The organism is Bradyrhizobium sp. 62 (assembly GCF_023073035.1).
GTDB lineage: Bacteria > Pseudomonadota > Alphaproteobacteria > Rhizobiales > Xanthobacteraceae > Bradyrhizobium.
In genome coordinates, this window is the sequence record NZ_JADPIT010000014.1 from 154121 (window position 1) to 174944 (window position 20824).

19 protein-coding genes are annotated in these 20824 nt (G+C 63.3%); 8 read left to right on the top strand and 11 right to left on the bottom strand.

Annotation, left to right across the window (positions count from 1 at the left end):
* Positions 1-34 precede the first annotated feature (34 nt).
* A complete protein-coding gene (locus IVB47_RS09280; RefSeq protein WP_247285026.1) occupies positions 35-724 on the bottom strand; it encodes a YggS family pyridoxal phosphate-dependent enzyme in 690 nt (229 codons plus the stop codon).
* A gap of 108 nt (positions 725-832) precedes the next feature.
* Between IVB47_RS09280 and IVB47_RS09285 the strand changes: the two genes are divergently transcribed.
* Complete coding sequence (locus tag IVB47_RS09285) at positions 833-2530, top strand: diguanylate cyclase (RefSeq protein ID WP_027566259.1); 1698 nt, start codon at positions 833-835, stop codon at positions 2528-2530.
* Between the two features lie 3 nt (positions 2531-2533).
* On the opposite strand, the gene IVB47_RS09290 is transcribed toward IVB47_RS09285, so the two are convergent.
* Positions 2534-3580 (bottom strand): GGDEF domain-containing protein, encoded by a 1047-nt coding sequence (locus tag IVB47_RS09290; protein ID WP_247285027.1) that lies wholly within the window; start codon positions 3578-3580, stop codon positions 2534-2536.
* Positions 3581-3772: 192 nt separating this feature from the next.
* On the opposite strand from IVB47_RS09290, the gene leuS reads away from it, so the two are divergent.
* Genes leuS through holA form a run of 3 tightly spaced genes read left to right on the top strand, consistent with a single transcriptional unit; the run spans position 3773 to position 8011 of the window.
* Positions 3773-6397 carry a leucine--tRNA ligase gene (gene leuS / locus IVB47_RS09295; protein WP_247461176.1) on the top strand — a complete coding sequence of 875 codons (2625 nt, stop codon included), beginning with the start codon at positions 3773-3775 and terminating at the stop codon, positions 6395-6397.
* Positions 6384-6935: an LPS assembly lipoprotein LptE gene (lptE, locus tag IVB47_RS09300; RefSeq protein ID WP_027566256.1), complete on the top strand. Its 552-nt coding sequence runs from the start codon at positions 6384-6386 to the stop codon at positions 6933-6935. Before leuS ends, lptE begins: the two co-directional genes overlap by 14 nt.
* Positions 6936-6982: 47 nt before the next feature.
* A complete protein-coding gene (gene holA / locus IVB47_RS09305) occupies positions 6983-8011 on the top strand; it encodes a DNA polymerase III subunit delta (protein WP_027566255.1) in 1029 nt (342 codons plus the stop codon).
* 155 nt (positions 8012-8166) lie between these two features.
* On the opposite strand, the gene IVB47_RS09310 is transcribed toward holA, so the two are convergent.
* The 8 genes from IVB47_RS09310 to IVB47_RS09345 all read right to left on the bottom strand — a co-directional run bounded on the left by IVB47_RS09310 (position 8167) and on the right by IVB47_RS09345 (position 17179).
* Entirely contained in the window at positions 8167-9051 is an 885-nt protein-coding gene (locus tag IVB47_RS09310; protein WP_247357357.1) for a ParB/RepB/Spo0J family partition protein, read from the bottom strand.
* A gap of 140 nt (positions 9052-9191) precedes the next feature.
* Positions 9192-10046 (bottom strand): ParA family protein, encoded by an 855-nt coding sequence (locus tag IVB47_RS09315; protein WP_007598621.1) that lies wholly within the window; start codon positions 10044-10046, stop codon positions 9192-9194.
* Between the two features lie 29 nt (positions 10047-10075).
* Positions 10076-10717, bottom strand: a complete 642-nt coding sequence (gene rsmG, locus IVB47_RS09320; RefSeq protein WP_247285031.1) for a 16S rRNA (guanine(527)-N(7))-methyltransferase RsmG — start codon at positions 10715-10717, stop codon at positions 10076-10078.
* A 139-nt stretch (positions 10718-10856) separates the two neighbouring features.
* Positions 10857-12737 (bottom strand): tRNA uridine-5-carboxymethylaminomethyl(34) synthesis enzyme MnmG, encoded by a 1881-nt coding sequence (mnmG, locus tag IVB47_RS09325; protein WP_247461179.1) that lies wholly within the window; start codon positions 12735-12737, stop codon positions 10857-10859.
* 435 nt (positions 12738-13172) lie between these two features.
* Positions 13173-14528 (bottom strand): tRNA uridine-5-carboxymethylaminomethyl(34) synthesis GTPase MnmE, encoded by a 1356-nt coding sequence (mnmE, locus tag IVB47_RS09330; RefSeq protein WP_247461181.1) that lies wholly within the window; start codon positions 14526-14528, stop codon positions 13173-13175.
* A 309-nt stretch (positions 14529-14837) separates the two neighbouring features.
* A complete protein-coding gene (gene rho, locus IVB47_RS09335) occupies positions 14838-16103 on the bottom strand; it encodes a transcription termination factor Rho (protein ID WP_007598612.1) in 1266 nt (421 codons plus the stop codon).
* Positions 16104-16350: 247 nt separating this feature from the next.
* On the bottom strand, positions 16351-16785 hold the full coding sequence (gene hemJ / locus IVB47_RS09340; RefSeq protein ID WP_007604072.1) for a protoporphyrinogen oxidase HemJ: 435 nt from the start codon (positions 16783-16785) through the stop codon (positions 16351-16353).
* A gap of 178 nt (positions 16786-16963) precedes the next feature.
* Complete coding sequence (locus IVB47_RS09345) at positions 16964-17179, bottom strand: hypothetical protein (RefSeq protein ID WP_247461182.1); 216 nt, start codon at positions 17177-17179, stop codon at positions 16964-16966.
* A 66-nt stretch (positions 17180-17245) separates the two neighbouring features.
* On the opposite strand from IVB47_RS09345, the gene IVB47_RS09350 reads away from it, so the two are divergent.
* The 4 genes from IVB47_RS09350 to dnaQ are packed head-to-tail and all read left to right on the top strand — an operon-like array spanning position 17246 to position 20080.
* Positions 17246-18085, top strand: coding sequence for a pyruvate, water dikinase regulatory protein (locus IVB47_RS09350; RefSeq protein ID WP_027514822.1), 840 nt, complete (start codon positions 17246-17248; stop codon positions 18083-18085).
* 18 nt (positions 18086-18103) lie between these two features.
* A complete protein-coding gene (locus IVB47_RS09355; RefSeq protein ID WP_247461185.1) occupies positions 18104-18712 on the top strand; it encodes a Maf family nucleotide pyrophosphatase in 609 nt (202 codons plus the stop codon).
* Positions 18713-18735: 23 nt separating this feature from the next.
* Positions 18736-19335, top strand: a complete 600-nt coding sequence (gene coaE, locus IVB47_RS09360; protein ID WP_027566246.1) for a dephospho-CoA kinase — start codon at positions 18736-18738, stop codon at positions 19333-19335.
* A 28-nt stretch (positions 19336-19363) separates the two neighbouring features.
* Entirely contained in the window at positions 19364-20080 is a 717-nt protein-coding gene (gene dnaQ, locus IVB47_RS09365) for a DNA polymerase III subunit epsilon (protein ID WP_018459637.1), read from the top strand.
* On the opposite strand, the gene secB is transcribed toward dnaQ, so the two are convergent.
* Positions 20077-20559, bottom strand: coding sequence for a protein-export chaperone SecB (gene secB / locus IVB47_RS09370; protein ID WP_007598595.1), 483 nt, complete (start codon positions 20557-20559; stop codon positions 20077-20079). The two genes, dnaQ and secB, sit on opposite strands and share 4 nt — an antisense overlap.
* Positions 20560-20824 lie beyond the last annotated feature (265 nt).

Below are 20824 nucleotides of genomic sequence, written 5' to 3' on the forward strand. Positions count from 1 at the left end.
GAGTTCGTAGGGGGCCCTGCCAACATGACGGCTCTCACCGGTGCCCGAAGATCGCACTTCCCACGCGCACATGGGTGGCGCCGAGCATGATCGCGGTCGCATAATCCGCGCTCATGCCCATCGAGAGCTTCTTCAATCCATTGCGGGCGGCGATCTTGGCGGTCAGCGCGAAATGCGCCGCCGGCGGCTCGTCCACCGGGGGGATGCACATCAACCCCGAGATCGTCAGCCCGTAGGTGTCGCGGCAGCTCGCGATGAAAGCATCGGCCTCGTCGGGGGCGATGCCGGCCTTCTGCGGCTCCTCACCGATATTGATCTGGACGAACAATTCGGGGTGCTTGTCCTGAGATTCGATTTCCTTGGCTAACGCCTGGCAAATGCTCGGACGGTCGACCGAATGGATGGCATCGAACAGCGCGACCGCCTCTTTCGCCTTGTTGGATTGCAGCGGCCCGATCAGATGCAGCGCGATATCGGGGTAAACAGAAGTTAACGCCGGCCACTTGCCTTTGGCCTCCTGCACGCGATTCTCGCCGAATACGCGCTGTCCGGCGTCGATGACCGGGGTAATTGCATCCGCGGCGAAAGTTTTCGACACCGCGATCAGCGTCACGGAGCCACGTTCGCGCCGCGCATCCTTGCAGGCGCGCGCGATTTCGGCTTCGACCGCGGCGAGCGCGTTTGGTGAATGGCCGGTTAGTGGTGCGGCGTTGGCTTCGGTCATGATGTCGCATCGGAGCTGATTGTTGCGGAGCTAGTTCTAATTTTACCGAGTTCAAGAAAGAGTTTTTGAACCCTTTGCTTTACCTTAGCCGCGGGGTGGGCAGCGAAGATGGCAAACGTCAGTTTCAACCGCAAACGAGCGAAACTCAAGCAGGTTCTCGGAATCCGGGCGCGGCTTGCGTTGCTCGCGGTAATTCTGGTGACGCCTTTGATGTTCGAGCGCATCCGCTCGCTCGAAGACACGCGCACGCGGCAGATCGCGCAGGCCACGACCGAATTCACCACCGTTGCAAGGCACAGCGCCGACGCGCAGCGCGAGGTGATCTCGTCGGTCGAGACCATCCTGAAATCGGAAGCTTTCATCCGCGCCTCCGCCGGCGGCATCAGCAAGAGCTGCGACGTCCTGCGCGCGAGCCTGCCGTCGAATCTCCCCTGGATCCGTACGCTTCTGATCGCCGGCCAGGACGGACGCATCCAGTGCGCCACCAACAACATGTATGTCGGCCTCGACCTCAGTGACCGGCCTTACTTCCAGCAGGCGCAGGAAACCGGCCGCTTCGTGCTGAGTGACTTCATCCTGTCGCGCCCCGTGCCGACACCGACCGTCATGGCGGTTTACCCGGTGTCCGCCTTCAGCGGCGTAGCGGATGCCGTCGTGCTCGCCACCGTCAACCTCGACTGGATGTCGAAGGTCATGAGCAATCTGGGTGGTCGCGCCGGCATCACGGCCGTGCTGGTCGACAGCGCGGGTACCGTGCTGGCCGCACCGGCCGACCAGCACAGCGCGATCGGACGTCCGCTCGACAACATGCCGCTGATGTCCGCGATCGCCGACAAGGCGCTGAGGTCTGACCAGGACGAAGGCTCACTCTCTTTCCTCGCAGCCGACGGCTCCCGCCGCGCGGTCAGCTTTATCCGCATCGCCGGGACCAATGCCCGCCTGATCGCCAGCATCGACGAGGACAAGGTGTCCGCCGCCGTGAGCCGCGACATCCGCACCGCCTATCTTCAGCTCGCCTTCGTCGTGCTGTTCGTGCTGCTCGGCGCACTGATCGCAGCCGAGAAACTGGTAATCAAGCCGATCAGGATGCTCGCCGACATGGCCAAGCGCCTGGGCGAGGGCGATCTGTCGGCACGTGCCGCGCGCAATCGCCTGCCGTCCGAATTCGTGCCGCTGGCCCGCGCGTTCAACGCGATGGCCGCGCAGCTCAGCCAGCGCGAACGCGAGCTGATGGCCAGCAATGACCGGCTCACGGTAATGGCTTCGATCGACATGTTGTCGGGGCTTGCCAACCGCCGCGGCTTCCAGAGCCGCCTCGATTTCGAATGGATGCGCGCGCAGCAATATGGCAGCGACCTCGCGCTTCTGATGATCGACGTCGACCATTTCAAGCTGTTCAACGACACCTATGGCCATCTCGAAGGCGATTCCTGCCTGACCAGGCTCGGCGAGTCGCTGTCCGGCATCGCCGCCGACACGATGGGCTTCGCGGCCCGCTACGGCGGCGAGGAATTCTGCCTGTTGCTGCCAAACACCGACGTGGCGCGCGCCGTCGAAATCGGCGAACAGGCGCGCGCGGCCGTGCTGAAGCTGTGCCTGCCGCACATCACCTCCGACCACATGATCGTCACCGTCTCGATTGGCGTTGCCGCGACCAAGCCCAACGAAAGCTTGCGTCCGGGCGATTTGATCGAAGCCGCCGATGCCGCGCTCTACGCCGCCAAGCACCGCGGCCGCAACAACGTCGTCGAACACGGCATCACAGTGATCGACAACGGCGCGGCGGAAATGATGATGGCGGGTTGAGGGCTAACCCGCAGCCCCGGTGCAATCGAGTTCGCTCTCGGTGACCACGCGATTGCGGCCGCTGTTCTTGGCGAGATAGAGCGCGCGATCGCAGCGCTCGATGGAATCGGTGATCGCTTCGCCGGGCCGGTACTGCGCAACACCGATCGATACGCTGATATGGGGCAGGACCTCGCCGGTCGACCGGCGCGTGATCCTGCATTCCGCGATCGCGTGCCTGATGCGCTCGGCGATCTCGGCGCAGGCGGCGAGATCGGCATCCGGCAACACCGCGATCAGCTCCTCGCCGCCATAGCGGGCCGACAGGTCCTGCTCGCGGACCTTTTCGCGCAGCACCTTGGCCATCAGGCGCAGCACCTGGTCGCCGACGCCGTGGCCGAAACTGTCGTTGAAGGTCTTGAAGTGGTCGATGTCGAGCATCAGCATGCTGAGCGGCTCGCCCCAGTCCGCAGTCGCCTGCGCCTTGCGCAGGAATTCATCGAGCGCCCGGCGGTTGGCGAGGCCTGTGAGCGTATCGGTCCGGGCACGCTCCTCGGATTTGGAAAGAGAGGCGCGGATCACGTCGAGCTCGCGGGTCTTTTCCGCAAAGCCTGCCTCGAGCCGCGTCGCGCGGGTCGCCGCGCGTCCCAGCTCGTTCATGAGCTGGGCGACCAGCGCTTTGGGATCGACACCGGCCTTGCCCTGGTCCGCGACCTCGTTGATCGCCTGCATCTGGGAGTGATTGTCGGCAATCGCAGTCGCAAGAAAATCCTTCGCCGCGCCCATAAGGGTGTGGAGCCGCTCGGACGTGTCGACGACGACGGCACTCACCTGGGGCGCGACGTAGGTCTTGAACAGATCCTGATTGGTCCTGACGTCGAAGGGCCGATTGTGATCGATCAGGAGATCGATCGCGTTGCGCAGATCGTCATGGCTTCCCGCGAAATACTGGAACCAGACGGCGAAATTGGCCGGCGTGGCAGGGATCCGCTGTTCGGCCATGGTCCGCATCGCCCGTTCGGCAACGGACGCGGCATAGTCGTAATCGGGATCGTCGAAGCTGGCGTCCATCACAAGTCTTGAGAATTCTGGTTGGCCGCAAACTCGCATCGACCCCTTAATCACGCCCCAACGCGGCCTCAGTAGTTATGCGGTGCAGCGCCGAAGGTTCCCAAATTGCGGCAACCCATTGACCCCTTGAGGACTTCTATGGCCTAGTCCGCCGTCTTTAGACGACCAAATCCACGAAAACCCAACGATTCCATGACCTCCGAACGCTACAACGCCCGCGACGCCGAACCGCGCTGGCAAGCCGCCTGGGACCAACAGGCGATCTTCGTCTCCAAGAACGACGATCCGCGGCCGAAATACTATGTGCTGGAGATGTTCCCCTACCCGTCGGGGCGCATCCATATCGGCCATGTCCGCAATTACACGCTTGGCGACGTACTGGCCCGCTTCATGCGCGCCAAGGGTTTCAACGTGCTGCACCCGATGGGCTGGGACGCTTTCGGCCTGCCGGCCGAGAACGCCGCGATCGAGCGCAAGGTGGCGCCGAAGGCCTGGACCTACGACAACATCGCCGCGATGAAGAAGCAGCTCCGCTCGATCGGGCTGTCGCTGGACTGGAGCCGCGAGATCGCGACCTGCGATCCCAGCTACTACAAGCACCAGCAGAAGCTGTTTCTGGACTTCCTGCGCGAAGGCCTCGCCGAGCGCGAAAAGCGCAAGGTGAACTGGGACCCCGTCGACATGACCGTGCTCGCCAACGAGCAGGTGATCGACGGCAAAGGCTGGCGTTCGGGTGCCGTTGTCGAGCAACGGGAAATGAACCAGTGGGTCTTCAAGATCACGAAGTACTCGCAGGACCTGCTGTCGGCCCTGGATACGCTGGATCGCTGGCCCGACAAGGTGCGGCTGATGCAGCGCAACTGGATCGGCCGGTCCGAGGGGCTGTTGATCCGCTTCGCGCTCGACGCGGCGACGACGCCGTCCGGCGAGAGCGAGCTGAAGATTTTCACGACGCGCCCCGACACGCTGTTCGGCGCGAAATTCATGGCGATCTCGGCCGATCATCCGCTGGCGCAAGCGGCCGCCGCCAAAAACCCTGCGCTCGCCGCGTTCATCGGCGAGATCAAGCGGATGGGCACGGCGCAGGAGATCATCGACACGGCCGAGAAGCAGGGCTTTGACACCGGCATCCGCGCGGTCCACCCCTTTGATCCCTCCTGGAAGCTGCCGGTCTACGTCGCCAACTTCGTGCTGATGGAATACGGCACCGGCGCCATTTTCGGCTGCCCCGCCCACGACCAACGCGACCTCGATTTCGTCAACAAGTACGCTCTCGGCAACACGCCGGTGGTGTGCCCCGAAGGCCAGGATCCCAAGAGCTTTGTCATTACCGATACCGCCTATGACGGTGACGGCCGCATGATCAATTCGCGCTTCCTCGATGGCATGACCATCGATCAGGCCAAGGACGAGGTGGCGAAGCGTCTCGAGACCGAGCTGCGCGGCAACGCGCCGGTCGGCGAGCGTCAGGTCAATTTCCGCCTTCGCGACTGGGGCATTTCACGCCAGCGTTATTGGGGCTGTCCGATCCCCGTCATCCACTGTCCGAAGTGCGACGTGGTGCCGGTGCCGGATGCCGACCTCCCCGTGGTGCTGCCGGAGGATGTGAGCTTCGACAAGCCAGGCAACGCGCTCGATCATCACCCGACCTGGAAGCACGTCACCTGTCCGCAATGCGGCGGCAAGGCGCAGCGTGAAACCGACACCATGGACACTTTCGTGGATTCGTCCTGGTACTTTGCGCGCTTCACCGATCCCTGGAACGAGAACGCGCCGACGACGCCAGAGGTCGCCAACCGGATGCTGCCGGTCGACCAGTATATCGGCGGCGTCGAGCACGCGATCCTGCATCTGCTCTACAGCCGCTTCTTTACGCGCGCGATGAAGGCGACCGGGCACATCGCACTGGACGAGCCGTTCGCCGGCATGTTCACGCAGGGCATGGTGGTGCACGAGACCTACCAGAAGGCCGACGGCACCTACGTCCAGCCGGTCGAGGTGAAGGTCGAGACCGGCGCCAATGGCCGCCGCGCGACGCTGCTGACGTCAGGCGAAGACATCCAGATCGGCCCGATCGAGAAGATGTCGAAGTCGAAGAAGAACACGGTCGACCCCGACGACATCATCGAGACCTACGGCGCCGACGTCGCGCGCTGGTTCATGCTGTCGGATTCCCCGCCCGAGCGGGACGTGATCTGGAGCGATGAGCGCGTCCAGGGCGCCTCGCGCTTCGTGCAGCGGCTGTGGCGGCTGGTGAACGATTCCGTGGAACCCGGCAAGAGTGCGCCGGCGGCCCGGCCGGCCAGCTTCGGCCCGGACGCCATCGCCTTGCGCAAGGCCGCCCATGGCGCGCTGGACAAGGTCACCACCGGAATCGAGCGGCTGCACTTCAACGTCTGCCTCGCCCATATCCGCGAATTCACCAATGCGTTCGCGGAGGTCTTGCAGCGTCCCGGCCAGCCGGCTCCAGATTTGGCCTGGACGATCCGGGAGGCCAGCCAGATCCTGGTCCAGCTGTTCTCCCCGATGATGCCGCATCTGGCCGAGGAGTGTTGGAAGGTTCTCGGCCACAGCGGGCTGGTTTCCGAGGCCGATTGGCCCCAAATCGAACGCGATTTGCTGGTTGAAGACAGTGTGACCCTGGTGGTTCAGGTCAACGGCAAGAAGCGGGGCGAGGTCACAGTTGCAACAGCGGCCGAGAATCCGGAAATCGAGGCTGCCGTTTTGGCCCTCGATGCGGTAAAACTGGCCCTGGACGGCAAGCCCGTTCGCAAGGTGATTATCGTCCCCAAGAGGATCGTGAATGTTGTCGGCTAGGATCCGCATCGCAGCCCGCTTGCTGGCGGTCGCCGCACTGGCGGCCATGACGGCCGGCTGCTTCCACCCGATGTATGCCGAGCACACCGACGGCACGCCCGGCCTGCGCGAGAAGCTGATGGGGGTCGATCTGCCCCCGATCGCCAAGTCCAATGCCTCGCGCGAAGCCCGCGTCGGCGTCGAGGTTCGCAACGCGCTGGCCTTCAGGCTCTATGGCACCGCCACCGGCATGCCGCCGACCCACCGCCTGGAGATCCGCTTCACGAGCGGCAAGTCGTCGTTGATCGTCGACCCCAACACCGGCCTGCCGAGCAGTGAAAACTACGGCCTCGACGCCCAGTACAATCTGATCGAGGTCGTCAGCGGCAAATCGGTGATGACCGGCACCACCTTCTCCCGCGTGACCTACGACATGCCCGGCTCCTATCAGCGTTTCAGCCGCAACCGCGCGGTACGTGATGCCGAGGATCGTGCCGCCAACGAGATCGCCGAGAACATCACGACTCGACTCGCCTCGTTCTTCACCGCGGGCACTTAATTCACCCCGTCATCCCGGTTCGCCCGGACTGACGAATCCCAGGCACCATGGTCGCGCTGCGCGGAAAAGAGATCGACGCCTATCTCGCCCGCCCCGATGCGGGCCGTCCGATCATCCTGCTCTACGGTCCTGACGCCGGACTGGTCCGCGAACGCGCGGATGCGCTGATCGCCTCGGCTGTCGACGATCCCAACGATCCGTTCTCGCTGGTCAAGGTCGATGGCGACGAGCTCTCCGCCGAGCCGTCGCGCCTCGTCGACGAGGCCATGACGGTGCCGCTGTTCGGCGGCCGCCGCGCCATCCGCGTGCGCGCCGGCTCGCGCAGCTTTGCCAGTGCTATCGACACGCTGGCGGAGATGGGCGTCAGGGATTGCCGCATCGTGATCGAGGCCGGTGAGCTGCGCCCGGAATCGCCGCTGCGCAAGGCCTGCGAACGCGCCAAGACGGCCGTCGCGATCGCTTGCTATCCCGACACCGAGCGCGACCTCGCCAAGCTGATGGAAGACGAGCTCCGCATCGCCAATTTGCGCATCGCGCAGGACGCCCGCGCGGCGCTGATGTCGTTCCTCGGCGGCGACCGGCAGGCCTCGCGCAACGAACTGCGCAAGCTCACGCTCTATGCCCACGGCAAGGGCGAGATCACGCTGGATGACGTGATGGCCGTGGTCGCCGATGCGTCGGAGCTGAAACTCGATCCGATCGTCGATGGCGCCTTCGCCGGCCGGCCCGAGATCGTCGAGAACGAGTTTGCCAAAGCCATGATCGCCGGCACCTACCCCGGCGTGATCATCTCCGCGGCGCAGCGCCAGGCGGCGTGGCTGCACAAATCGGCGCTCGCGATCGCCGACGGCACCCCCGCTTCCGCCGTGCTCGACAGCGGTTATCCGCGCCTGCATTTTTCGCGAAAGCCCGCGGTCGAAACCGCACTGCGTAATTTCAGCGTGGCGCGGCTCGCCGTCATCATCGAGCAGCTCGCGACCGCCGCGCTCGACACCCGCAAGCAATCCACCCTCGCCGCCGCCATCGCCCAGCGCACGCTGATGGCGATCGCCGCAAACGCGAAGCGGCGGGGCTGAGCTTCCCGCTCTGTCCGCTCGTCATTGCGAGGAGCCCTTGCGACGAAGCAACCCAGACATCCCTCCGCGGAAAGATACTGGATTGCTTCGCTGCGCTCGCAATGACGAGTGGATCGGCATGAGGTCCTGGCTTTCGCCAGGACGACACCAAGCGGCTACAGCGCGCCCTTCGCCAGCCGCCGCATCACCTCGTCGAGCTGATCGAGGTTGCGGTAGTTGATCTGCACGGAGCCACCGGGATCGCGGTGGCTCACCGTGACCTTGAGCCCGAGCGCGTCGCTGACGCGCTTCTCGAGGTCGACCGTGTCGGGGTCCTTTTCCTTCGCCCCCGTACGCGCCTTCTGCGGCTTGCGCTCCGGCACACCCTCTTCATGCGCCAGCGCCTCGGTCTGGCGGACGTTGAGGCCTTCGTCGACGATGCGCTTGGCAGCCGCGAGCGGATCAGGCACGCCGATCAGCGCGCGGGCATGACCTGCGGTCAGCTCGCCGCTCGTGATCAAGCCCTGCACCTCGGCTGGAAGCTTCGTCAGCCGCATCATGTTGGCGATGTGGCTGCGGCTCTTGCCGACGACTTTGGCAATGTCGTCCTGGCTGCGTTTGAACTCATTGGCGAGCGCGTGATAGCCGAGCGCCTCTTCCATCGGGTTGAGGTCTTCGCGCTGCACGTTCTCGACGATCGCGAACTCCAGCGCATCGCTGTCGCTGATGTCGACGGGAACGATCGGCACTTCGTGCAGGCCGGCCATTTGCGACGCGCGCCAGCGCCGTTCGCCGGCGATGATCTCGAAGCGGTCCTGCGCACCCTTCACCGGGCGGACCACGATCGGCTGGATCACGCCGTGCTGCTTGATCGAATCGCTGAGCTCCCTGAGCTCGCCTTCCGAAAAGGTGCGGCGCGGGTTGCGCGGATTGGGCTTGATGAACTCGATCGGCACCTTGCGTTGCGCGCGCGGGCGATCGACATGCTGAGCCTCGCCGCCGACGTCACCGATCAGACTCGCAAGACCCCGGCCCAGTCGCGAACGCGCTTCGTCGGCCATCGCCAGCTCCCTTGGATTCACGGTGCAGCACTCCAGAACTAAATTGTCGCAGGGTGGGCAAAGCGAAGCGTGCCCACCAGTTAGTCATGTGCGGAAGATGGTGGGCACGGCGAAGACGCCTTTGCCCACCCTACGCACCTCTAATGCGTCGTCCGCAGCTCGCGCTCGCGCTGGATCACTTCGGTGGCGAGCCGCAAGTAAGCTTCGCTGCCGACGCATTTGAGATCGTAGACCAGGACCGGCTTGCCGTAGGACGGCGCCTCCGAGATGCGCACGTTGCGCGGGATCATGGTCTTGTAGACCTTCTCGCCCATGAACTGCCGGACGTCGGCCACGACCTGGTTCGAGAGATTGTTGCGCGAGTCGAACATGGTCAGCACGATGCCGTGGATCGACAGGTTCGGATTGAGCGTCGAGCGCACCTGCTCCACCGTCTGCAGCAATTGCGACAGACCTTCGAGCGCGAAGAACTCGCACTGGAGCGGCACCAGGATGGCGTCCGAAGCCGCCATCGCGTTCACGGTGATCAGATTGAGCGAGGGCGGACAGTCGATCAGCACGTAGGTGTAATCGGCGTCGGGAGAGACGTTGTTGTTGAGCGCGCTGATCGCGTCACGCAGCTTGTACGCACGACCGGGCGTGGTGCCGAGTTCGAGCTCGAGGCCGGAGAGATCCATGGTCGAGGGCGCGATATGCAGCCGCGGCACTGCCGTCGACACCACCGCTTCCCGCAGGCTCGCCTCGCCGACAAGAACGTCATAGGTCGAGCAGGAGCGGTTGCGGCGATCAATGCCGAGGCCGGTCGAGGCGTTGCCCTGCGGATCGAGATCGACGATCAGGACACGTTCGCCGATCGCAGCGAGCGCCGTTCCGAGATTGATCGCGGTGGTTGTTTTTCCCACCCCGCCCTTCTGATTCGCCAGCGCCAGGATGCGCGGATGGCCCTGCGGGACGGCGGCGGTCTGTTCTTGCTGCGGTTCGTCAATCACGCTCATCGCAAATTCCCCACTCGGCCCCTGACGCCTCACCCGCGCCGTTCGACGGAAGCCAGCTCGACGATCCAACCGTCGCCTGTACGGCTTTGGTGGAGCTGCGGCTGAATATTCCAATATTTAGTAGCTTCGGTCAATTCAGACTCTACATCTTGACCCTTGAGAAACAACGCTTTTGCGCCCTGGCGCATCAGCGGCTCCGCAAAGCCGATGAGTTGATGTAGCGGAGCCAGTGCACGCGCGGTGACGCAATCGACCGGGCCGGTGATTCTATCCACATTATCCCCGATCTCAGCGAGATGTACGACTCCCGGAGATGTAGTGACGCGGATGGCTTCGCGCAGGAAGGCTGCCTTCTTGGCGATTCGCTCGACCAGATGGACGCTCGTCCCGGCCGTCCCCGCCATGGCGCAGGCCAGGACGACGCCCGGAAAGCCGCCGCCGCTGCCGAGGTCGGCCCAGCGTTTGGCCGATGGGGCGAGAGCGACGAGCTGAAGCGAATCGGCGATGTGCCGGGTCCAGAGATGCGGCAATGTCGAGGGCGCGACCAGGTTGGTCTTGGCCTGCCACTCCCGCAGCAGCGCGATGTAGCGATCGAGCCGGAGCTCCGTTTCATGTGAAACGGGTGCGAGCTTGAGTGCCGCAACCTTGTCGGCCGCGATGACGGCGTCCAACGATCGATCGTTGGCGCTGGCCTTGTCGATCTTCGGTCTGGTCGGCGCCGGTTCGGAGCGACGACCCGCGCCCTCGCCCGCCGGAGGTTTTCCTGATGACGATCTGCCGCCGCCCGGCTCGCGCTGTTTCACGTGAAACCTATGCGATTGCTTTGGAAGTCTTCCGCGCTTCGCGGCGGAGATAGGCCGCAAGGATGCCGAGCGCGGCCGGCGTCATGCCGTCGATTCGGCCGGCCTGGCCAACGGTGAACGGCCGCGCCTTCTCCAACTTGGCCCTCACCTCGTTGGAGAGACCGGGGACCTGCTGGTAATCGACCTCCGACAGCACCATCCCCTCGTCCCGCCTGAAGGCTTCAACGTCGGCGCTCTGTCGCTCCAGATAGACATCGTACTTCGCGTCGATCTCGAGATGGGTGGCAATGACGGGATCAATGGCAGCGAGCTCCGGCCAGATCGCACGGACCTGGCTCCAGCCGATGTCGGGATAGGCCATCAGCTCGAAGGCCGACCGCCGCTGACCGTCCCGGTTCAGGGTGAGACCCTGCTTGATGGCCTCGTTCGGGGTGATGGTCAGCGACTTCGAGAGCGCTCGAGCCGCATTCAGGGCGTCCATCTTGGCGCGATGATGCGCGGTCCGGGCGCTCCCCACGCATCCCAAGGCGATGCCCTTCTCGGTCAGACGCTGATCGGCGTTGTCCGCCCGCAATGTCAGCCGGTACTCGGCCCTTGAGGTGAACATCCGATAGGGTTCGCTGATGCCGCGGGTGACGAGGTCGTCGATCATGACGCCAAGATAGCCATCGGCGCGGTCGAACACCGTCAGCGCGGCGCCGCTCGCCGTCAATGCCGCGTTCAGCCCGGCCACGATGCCCTGGCCGGCGGCTTCCTCGTATCCGGTCGTGCCGTTGATCTGCCCGGCCAGGAACAAACCGCGCAGACGCTTGGTCTGGAGGGTTGGATCAAGCTCCCGCGGATCGACGTGGTCGTATTCGATGGCATAGCCCGGCCGGACCATCTTCACCCGCTCCAGGCCGGGAATGGTTGCGAGGATGGCGAGCTGGACGTCCTCCGGCAGCGAGGTCGAGATGCCGTTGGGATAGACGGTGCTGTCGTCGAGCCCTTCCGGCTCCAGGAAGATCTGGTGACCGTCGCGATCGCCGAAGCGAACGATCTTGTCCTCGATCGAGGGGCAATAGCGCGGTCCGGAGCTCTTGATCTGACCCGAGTACATCGGAGAGCGATGGACATTGGCCCGGATCACGTCGTGGGTGGCGGAATTGGTCCGGGTGATCCCGCACTGGATCTGTGGCGTCGTGATCCGCTCGGTCATCACCGAAAACGGCTCCGGAGGCTCGTCCCCCGGCTGCATCTCGACCGCAGACCAGTCGATCGTCGAGCCGTCCAGACGCGGCGGGGTCCCTGTCTTGAGCCGCCCAAGGGTAAACCCGGCGCGCTCGAACGAGGTCGAAAGGCCCATCGCAGGCGCCTCGCCAACCCTACCGGCCGGCCAGTTCTTCTCGCCAAGATGGATCAGTCCGCGGAGGAAGGTGCCGGTGGTGACGACGACAGCCCCTGCCCGAAGTTCGCGGCCATCCGCCAGGCGCAGGCCGATCACCCGTCCCTCGACCACGATCAGCTCGTCCGCCTCGCCTTCGACCACGGAAAGACCCCCGGTCTCCCGGATCGCCACCTGCATCGCGGCGGCATAGAGCTTCCGGTCTGCCTGCGCGCGCGGACCACGCACCGCCGGGCCCTTACGGCGATTGAGGACGCGAAACTGGATGCCGCCGGCATCGCCGACCCGGCCCATCAGGCCATCGAGCGCGTCGACCTCCCGAACCAGATGACCCTTGCCCAGACCGCCAATGGCGGGATTGCAGGACATGGCACCGACCGTGGAGAAACGGTGCGTGACAAGAGCGGTCGCCGCGCCCATCCGGGCAGAGGCAGAAGCGGCCTCACAGCCGGCGTGGCCGCCGCCAATCACGATGACGTCGAAGCTCTCTCGCTCTGTTCGCATGGGCGGACTTCTAACTCACAGGCAGGGAAGCCGGAAGCGGAAACTGGAGAGGCAGTTGTTTCACGTGAAACGGTGCAAAGCGGATCAAAGGTCTTTTCGCGAAAACAACCCCATGCACAGTAGAGTGGCCCTTGGAAACGTTGTCGTTTTTTGTGAGAGGAAAAGGGGTCACGAGGGGAAAAGGGTGGTCCGAAGGCCAAGACGGGTCGCCGATCGGACCGCGACGGCAGGACCGTACCCCAAGGCCTTGCGAGCGGACAGACGCCCTTTCCGCGCACCTTTTCCTAAGGTGGTACCGCTCGCAGTGGGCCTCGCGCAACCAGCGACTTAGTCGAAGAGATGTTTCACGTGAAACATCTCGGAACCGAGTGACCCTGTTTCACGTGAAACGCCAAGAAGTGGAACAAATGCTAGTTCTACAATGAAGAACTAGGGCTACTTTCCAACACAGAATTTCTGGAAAATCGCCCCCAGGACGTCTTCGACATCTACCCGACCCAGCAGCCGGCCCAAGGCATAGGCGGCCGCGCGCAGCTCTTCGGCGGCAAGCTCCTCGCCCTCTTCTACTAGCTCAAGACTCCGGCGCAAGCTGTCCGCTGCGCGGCGCAGCAGATCCCGCTGCCGGGCCCGGGTCACCAACGCGCCCTCGGTCGTTCCGAAAAACTCGGCGGCGAATTTCACCAGTGCATCGACCAGCTCAGGAATGCCGTCCCCCCGACTGGCGGCGATTCCGAACTCACCGCGCGGCTCGACGTCCTCGACCCCGCCGAGATCGATCTTGTTGCGCACGATCCAGACCGAGCCGGAGCGGCTGCCTACGTTGCCGGACGTCCCCAGCAAAGGGATCGCCGCCGGATCGACAGCGCGCCCCGCCTCCACCAGCCACAACACGAGGTCGGCGTCTTCGGCTCGCGCTCGCGCGCGGCGAACACCCTCCTGCTCCACCGGATCGTCGGTCTCGCGAATGCCGGCCGTGTCGATCACCGTGACGGGATAACCATCAAGATCGAGCTGCACCTCGATCACATCGCGTGTCGTGCCGGCATGCGGCGAGACGATCGCGACGTCGCGGCGCGCGAGCTGGTTGATCAGCGTCGACTTGCCGACGTTCGGCTCGCCTGCGATTGCAACCACCAGGCCGTCGCGCAAACGTTCAGCTTGTCCCTGTGCCGCAAGGACTTCTGCGATTTCGTCGTGCAGCGCACTGATCGCCTTGACCGCAGGCGCCATCAACTCGGCCGGCACATCGCCCTCGTCGGAGAAATCGATGCCGGCCTCGATCAAGGCCGAAGCCTCGATGATGCGCTCGCGCCAGTCGTGCGCGCGATTGCCGAGGAGACCCTGCAACTGCCGTAACGCCTGGCGGCGCTGGCGGTCGGTGTCGGCATGAATGAGATCGTCGAGGCCCTCCGCCTCAGTCAGGTCGAGCTTGCCGTTCTCGAAGGCGCGCCGGGTGAATTCGCCGGGCTCGGCAGCTCGCATATTCGGGATTACGGAAATTGCGGTAAACAGTGCGGCCAGCACCGCGCGGCCGCCATGGACGTGAAATTCGGCGACATCCTCGCCGGTCGCGCTGGCGGGCCCGGGAAACCACAGCACCACGGAATCGTCGATCGGCTGGCCGACACCGTCATGAATGAGCCGGCGGCTGGCCTGCCTCGGCGCCGGCAACTTGCCCGCCAGCGTAGTCAACACCACGCTGGCGCCTGGCCCGGAGACGCGCACCACCGCGAGCGCGCTTGGCGGACGGCCGGACGACAGCGCAAAGATGGTCTGGTCTCGCGGATGCATGACCTATTTGTCCGGCTGAAAGCGAAAAGGCAAACATCCGTTTCGGCAGACAAATCGCGCGATTTGCTGCATCAATTCCCGCAGCAAATCCGATGTTGCGATGCAATAGATTCGCGAACATCTGCTGCAAGAACCGCTTCCAACGGAATACGCGACGTCCATCGATCACCATATTCGTAAATTATATCAATATTTTATGCGACGTTCGCTCCAAGCGACAGATGCCCACAATGCTGCATCTTCGCTGCAGCAAAGCCGCACAACGAAGAAGGGCGCCCGAAGGCGCCCTTTGATCATGCTGCACTGCAATCAGGTGTTCATCGAGTCGAAGAACTCGGAATTGCTCTTGGTCGAACGCAGCTTGTCGAGCAGGAAGTCGATACCATCCATCGTCCCCATCGGATTCAGGATGCGGCGGAGCACGTACATCTTCTTCAGGACGACCGGATCGGTGATCAGCTCTTCCTTGCGGGTGCCGGAGCGCGAAATGTCAATCGCCGGGAAGGTCCGCTTGTCCGAAACCTTGCGGTCGAGGATCAGCTCGGAGTTGCCGGTGCCCTTGAACTCTTCGAAGATGACTTCGTCCATGCGGCTGCCGGTATCGACCAGCGCGGTCGCGATGATCGTCAGCGAGCCGCCCTCTTCGATGTTGCGGGCGGCGCCGAAGAACCGCTTCGGCCGCTGCAGCGCGTTGGCATCGACACCGCCGGTCAGCACCTTGCCCGATGACGGCACCACGGTGTTGTAGGCGCGGCCGAGACGCGTGATGGAGTCCAGCAGGATCACGACGTCGCGGCCATGCTCGACCAGACGCTTGGCCTTCTCGATCACCATCTCGGCGACCTGGACGTGGCGCACCGCCGGTTCGTCGAAGGTCGAGGAGACGACCTCGCCCTTCACCGAGCGCTGCATGTCCGTGACTTCTTCCGGACGTTCGTCGATCAGGAGCACGATCAGATAGCACTCGGGATGATTATGCGCGATCGAGTGGGCGATGTTCTGCATCAGCACGGTCTTGCCCGTGCGCGGTGGCGCGACGATCAGCGCGCGCTGGCCTTTGCCGATCGGCGCGACGATGTCGATCACCCTTGCAGACAGGTCTTTCCGCGTCGGATCGTCGATCTCCATGCGGAAGCGCTGATTCGGAAACAGCGGCGTGAGGTTGTCGAAATTGACCTTGTGCTTGGCCTTTTCCGGGTCCTCGAAATTGAGCGTGTTGACCTTCAGCAGCGCGAAATAGCGCTCGCCCTCTTTCGGGCTGCGGATGTGGCCTTCGATGGTGTCGCCGGTGCGCAGGCCAAAACGGCGGATCTGCGAGGGCGAAACGTAGATATCATCCGGGCCCGGCAGATAATTCGCATCGGGCGAGCGGAGGAAGCCGAAGCCGTCGGAGAGAACCTCGACGACGCCTTCGCCGACGATGTCGGTCTCGGCGAGCGCAAGCTGCTTGAGGATGGCGAACAGCAGCTCCTGCTTGCGCATGGTGCTGGCATTCTCGACCCCATTCTCTTCCGCGAACGAGACGAGCTCGGCCGGCGTCTTCGACTTGAGGTCCTGGAGTTTGATTTCCCGCATTGGGGTGGTCCTGTGGGGTAACCTGGGAGGGGGGTGCGAGGAGGCTCTGAAATGCGGACGCGAAAAGGTAAGGTCCGCAGGTCTGGCAAGGAGAGCGCCGGTGAGGCTTCAAACCTGATGGGGTGTCCGGCCTCTGGAAAGCTCAGACACGACCACATCCGCCTGCGTTGGGTGGGATATCGCTAATATAGAAAATCGCCTCACACTCCGCAAGCAGAAGCACTGAGCGATTGTTCGCGGCCGCTGCCTAGAACGGCTTCACGATCACCATGATGACGATCAGAATCATCAAGGCAGTCGGTACCTCGTTGATAATCCGATAGAATTTCTGGCTCCGGGGGCGCCGGTCCGCCGCGAAATCCTTCAACCAGCGCGAAAAAAAGCCGTGGACCGCGGACATCGCCAGGACCAGTGCCAGTTTTACGTGCAGCCAGCCGAAAGTGAACCAGTGCCCGGCCCAGGCGAGATAAAGCCCGGCGAGCCAGGTTACGATCATGGCGGGGTTGATGATCGCCTTGAACAGCCGCCGTTCCATGATCTTGAACGTTTCCGACTGCTTCGAGCCGATTTCGGCCTCGCAATGATAAACGAACAGCCGCGGCAAATAGAGCATGCCCGCCATCCAGGAGATGACGGCGATCACATGCAGCGCCTTGATCCAGAGGTAGACGTCTTCAAACATGTCTGGGGTCCGGATTCCTGCCCAGCCGGAGGGGGAACGCTGGGGATAGTAAGGAGTCGTTAAGGTCTTGCCTGCACACATATCCGTCCGTAGCGCCCTTCTCCAATAAGAATCTTAGATTCTTAAGGTTTGAGTCTATGTGACGGTGAATTGGACTCACACATTTCCGTCCGCCCGTTCACACGCGCTTGTTCACATCCATCAACATATCCCTGATCGCTCTGGCCGCTTTCGATAAGTCGGTCAGCTTCAAAGGCTTGCGCGTTTCTGTCGCCAGCTTAACAAGAGGGTTATCGGCGCAATCCCGTTTCCCTTTCGGCGGGGCGTCGAAGTTGTTCTCAGGGGCAGTGGTGTGAAGAAAATTGGCACTTGTCCCGCCCCCGGTGTCGCACATCCCTTTCCAAGGGGTTAAGCTCCACAGAAATCCACAAACCACACCGGTTTCATACAAAGGGCTTTTGTGCCGACCTCGAGCAATTATTTCCATCTGCACCTCGTCTCCGACTCCACCGGTGAGACGCTGATCACGGTGGCGCGCGCCGTTGCCGCTCAGTACGCCAACGTGACCCCGGTCGAGCACGTCTATCCGTTGGTGCGCAGCCAGAAACAGCTTGATCGCGTGCTCGACGAGATCGAGGAAGCACCGGGAATCGTGCTGTTCACGCTGCTCGAGAAGGATCTGGTCGCCAGGCTCGAGGACAAGTGCAAGGGGATCAATGTTCCGAGCCTGTCGATCATCGGCCCGGTGATGCAGTTGTTCGAGGCGTATCTCGGAGCTGCCACGACCGGCCGGGTCGGCGCCCAGCACGTCCTCAATGCCGAATACTTCAAGCGCATCGACGCGTTGAACTACACGATGATCCACGATGACGGCCAGCATGTCGAAGGGCTCGATGATGCGGACGTGGTGCTCGTCGGCGTTTCCCGCACCTCCAAGACCCCGACCTCGATCTACCTCGCCAACCGCGGCATCCGCACTGCCAACGTGCCGCTGGTTCCAGGCATTCCGGTGCCCTCGCAACTGGAAACGTTGACGCGACCGCTGGTGGTAAGCTTGCATGCGACGCCCGAACGCTTGATTCAGGTGCGCACGAATCGTCTGCTCTCCATGGGCGCCGATTCCAGCAGCGACACCTATACTGACAAGCAGTCGGTCGCCGAAGAGGTCGCATTTGCCCGCAAGCTGAGCGCCAAGCACGATTGGCCGCTGCTCGACGTCACGCGGCGCTCGATCGAGGAAACCGCCGCGGCGATCATGAAACTCTACAGCGATCGCCAGCGTAACCGGCCTTCTGAATAGTTTTGGGAATAGTTCGCGATGAGTCTGTGGCTCGGCAAATCTTCGTTGATCCTGGCCTCGCAGAGCAGCGCGCGAAAGATGCTGCTGGCCAATGCCGGGCTCGAGTTCAAGGCGATCACGGCTGATATCGACGAGCGCGGTATGCAGGCCGCCTCCGGGCTTTCTGGTCCGCGCGAGATTGCGTTGCTGCTGGCGCGCGAAAAAGCCAAGGCAGTCTCGGCCCATCACGCTGGAAGCACCGTCATCGGTGCGGATCAAACGCTGGCGCTTGGTGATCGCCTCTTTAACAAGCCTGCGGGCCGCGCCCAAGCGTTGGCCCAACTGCGCGATCTCTCCGGCCATAGTCATGAGCTGAATTCCGCGGTGGCGATAGCACGTGACGGTGAGATCATCTTCGAGGACGTCTCGGTCGCGCGCCTCGCCATGCGGCAGATGACCGAGGCCGAGCTTTCGGCCTATCTCGACATCGCCGGCGATGCCGTCACCACCAGCGTCGGCGGCTATCAGCTCGAAAGCCTGGGCATCCACTTGTTCGAGCGGATCGAGGGCGACCACTTCACCATTCTCGGTCTGCCACTGCTGCCGCTGCTTGCGTTCCTGCGGCGCGAGCGGCTAGTTGCGGTGTGAATAGCAGAGATGGCTGGGCGTTGATGCGGATCCTGGGACTAACCGGCTCGATTGGGATGGGCAAATCCACCACCGCGAAATTATTCGCGGAGGCTGGCGTCCCCGTCTACGATGCCGATGCGGCCGTGCATCAGCTCTATGAGGGCGAGGCTGCGCCCGCGATCGAGGCCGCCTTTCCCGGCACCACCGCGAACGGCAAGGTCGATCGGCCAAAACTGTCGGCGCGTGTGGTGCATGACGCTGCCGCCATCAAGCAGCTCGAGCAGATCGTTCATCCGATGCTCGGCGCTTCCCGGAAAAAATTCTTCGCCGACGCCGAAGCCGCCGACGCGCCGGTTGTGGTGCTGGACATTCCGCTGTTGTTCGAGACGGGTGGCGAGACGCGGGTCGATGCCGTGGTCGTGGTGACGACGTCTCCGGAACTGCAGCGCGAGCGGGTGCTGGCGCGCGGCACGATGGACGAGGCCAAGCTCGACGCCATCATCGCCAAGCAGACACCCGATGCGGAAAAGCGCCGGCGTGCCGATTTCGTGGTGGATACGTCGCATGGACTCGATCCAGTGCGCGCCCAAATCGCGCACATCCTCGCCGAGGTCGTTAAGATGCCGCAGCGGCGCGCCTGATTCGCCGCCTGACACGGCTTACTTGATCATGCGCGAAATCGTTCTCGACACCGAAACCACCGGCCTCGACCCGCTGCGGGGAGATCGCCTGGTCGAAATCGGTTGCGTCGAGATGCTCAATCGCATGCCGACGGGGCAGAGCTTCCACGTCTACATCAATCCTGAAAGGGACATGCCGGCAGAAGCCTTTGCCGTGCACGGGCTGTCGGCCGAGTTTCTGGCGACCAAGCAGCTGTTCCATGAGGTCGTCGACGATTTTCTGGAGTTCATCGGCGACGCGCCGCTGGTGATCCACAATGCCTCGTTCGACATCAGCTTCATCAATGCCGAGCTCGACCGGATCAAGCGCCCGGCGATCCCGCGCGAGCGGCTGGTCGATACGCTGCTGCTGGCACGGCGCAAGCATCCCGGCGTGTCGAACCGGCTCGACGATCTCTGCTCGCGCTATGCGATCGACAATTCACGCCGCACCAAGCACGGCGCGTTACTCGACGCCGAGCTGCTTGCGGAAGTCTATGTGGATCTGGTCGGGGCGCGGCAATCGCAGCTGCTGCTGGCTTCGGAATCCGAGGAGACTCGCGCCAATGGGGCTGCCGATGCGCCTCGGCGGCAACGGCCGGCGCCGCTCACCCCGCGGATTTCAGACGCCGAGCGCGAGGCCCACCGGGCCTTCATCGCAACGCTCGGCGACAAGGCGATCTGGAACGAGTTTCTGCCCGCTCCAGCTGCCCCTTTGGCTGGTTAGGCCTGGCCGCTCGGCTGAGCGGCCATTTGCCGCTCCATGTTCTGGCGATAGAGACCGACGAAGTCGACCGGATCCAGCATCAAAGGCGGGAACCCGCCGTCACGCACGGCAGTGGCGATGATCTCACGGGCGAACGGGAACAGCAGGCGCGGGCATTCGATCATGACCAGCGGATGCAAATTATCCTTCGGCACGTTGGAGATGCGGAATACGCCGGCATAAGCGAGCTCGAACGAGAACATGATCTTGCCGGCGGTCTCGGCCTTGCCCTCGACCGACAACGTCACCTCGAACTCCTGTTCGCTGAGGTTGTTGGCGCTGACATTGATCTGGATGTTGATCTGGGGCGGCTGGCTCTGCTGCTGGAGCGAGCTGGGCGCGTTCGGATTTTCGAACGAGAGGTCCTTGGTATATTGCGCCAGGACGTTGAGCTGGGGAGCCTGGGCCGCCTCGGGAGGGGTGCCGTTACCGTTGGTCATAAGAGTGTCTCCTTACCCGATTGGGCTGAATTTCGCGGCGGTTGGCTAACATAGGGCTACCTCGTTCCACAAGGACGAACGGTCCCGGATGGGGAATTCCGGCCACGCCCACAACTATGGCGTTCACCCCGTCGATCCCGCGCAACTGCGGCTTAAACGATTGAAGATGCGCGATTTCCGGGCAGGATCGGGTTTCCCCTTAAGCATAAAACGCGCTACACTCGGTGCTGTGCCAAAAGGCGCCATTGGCCGGGCAAGATTTCGT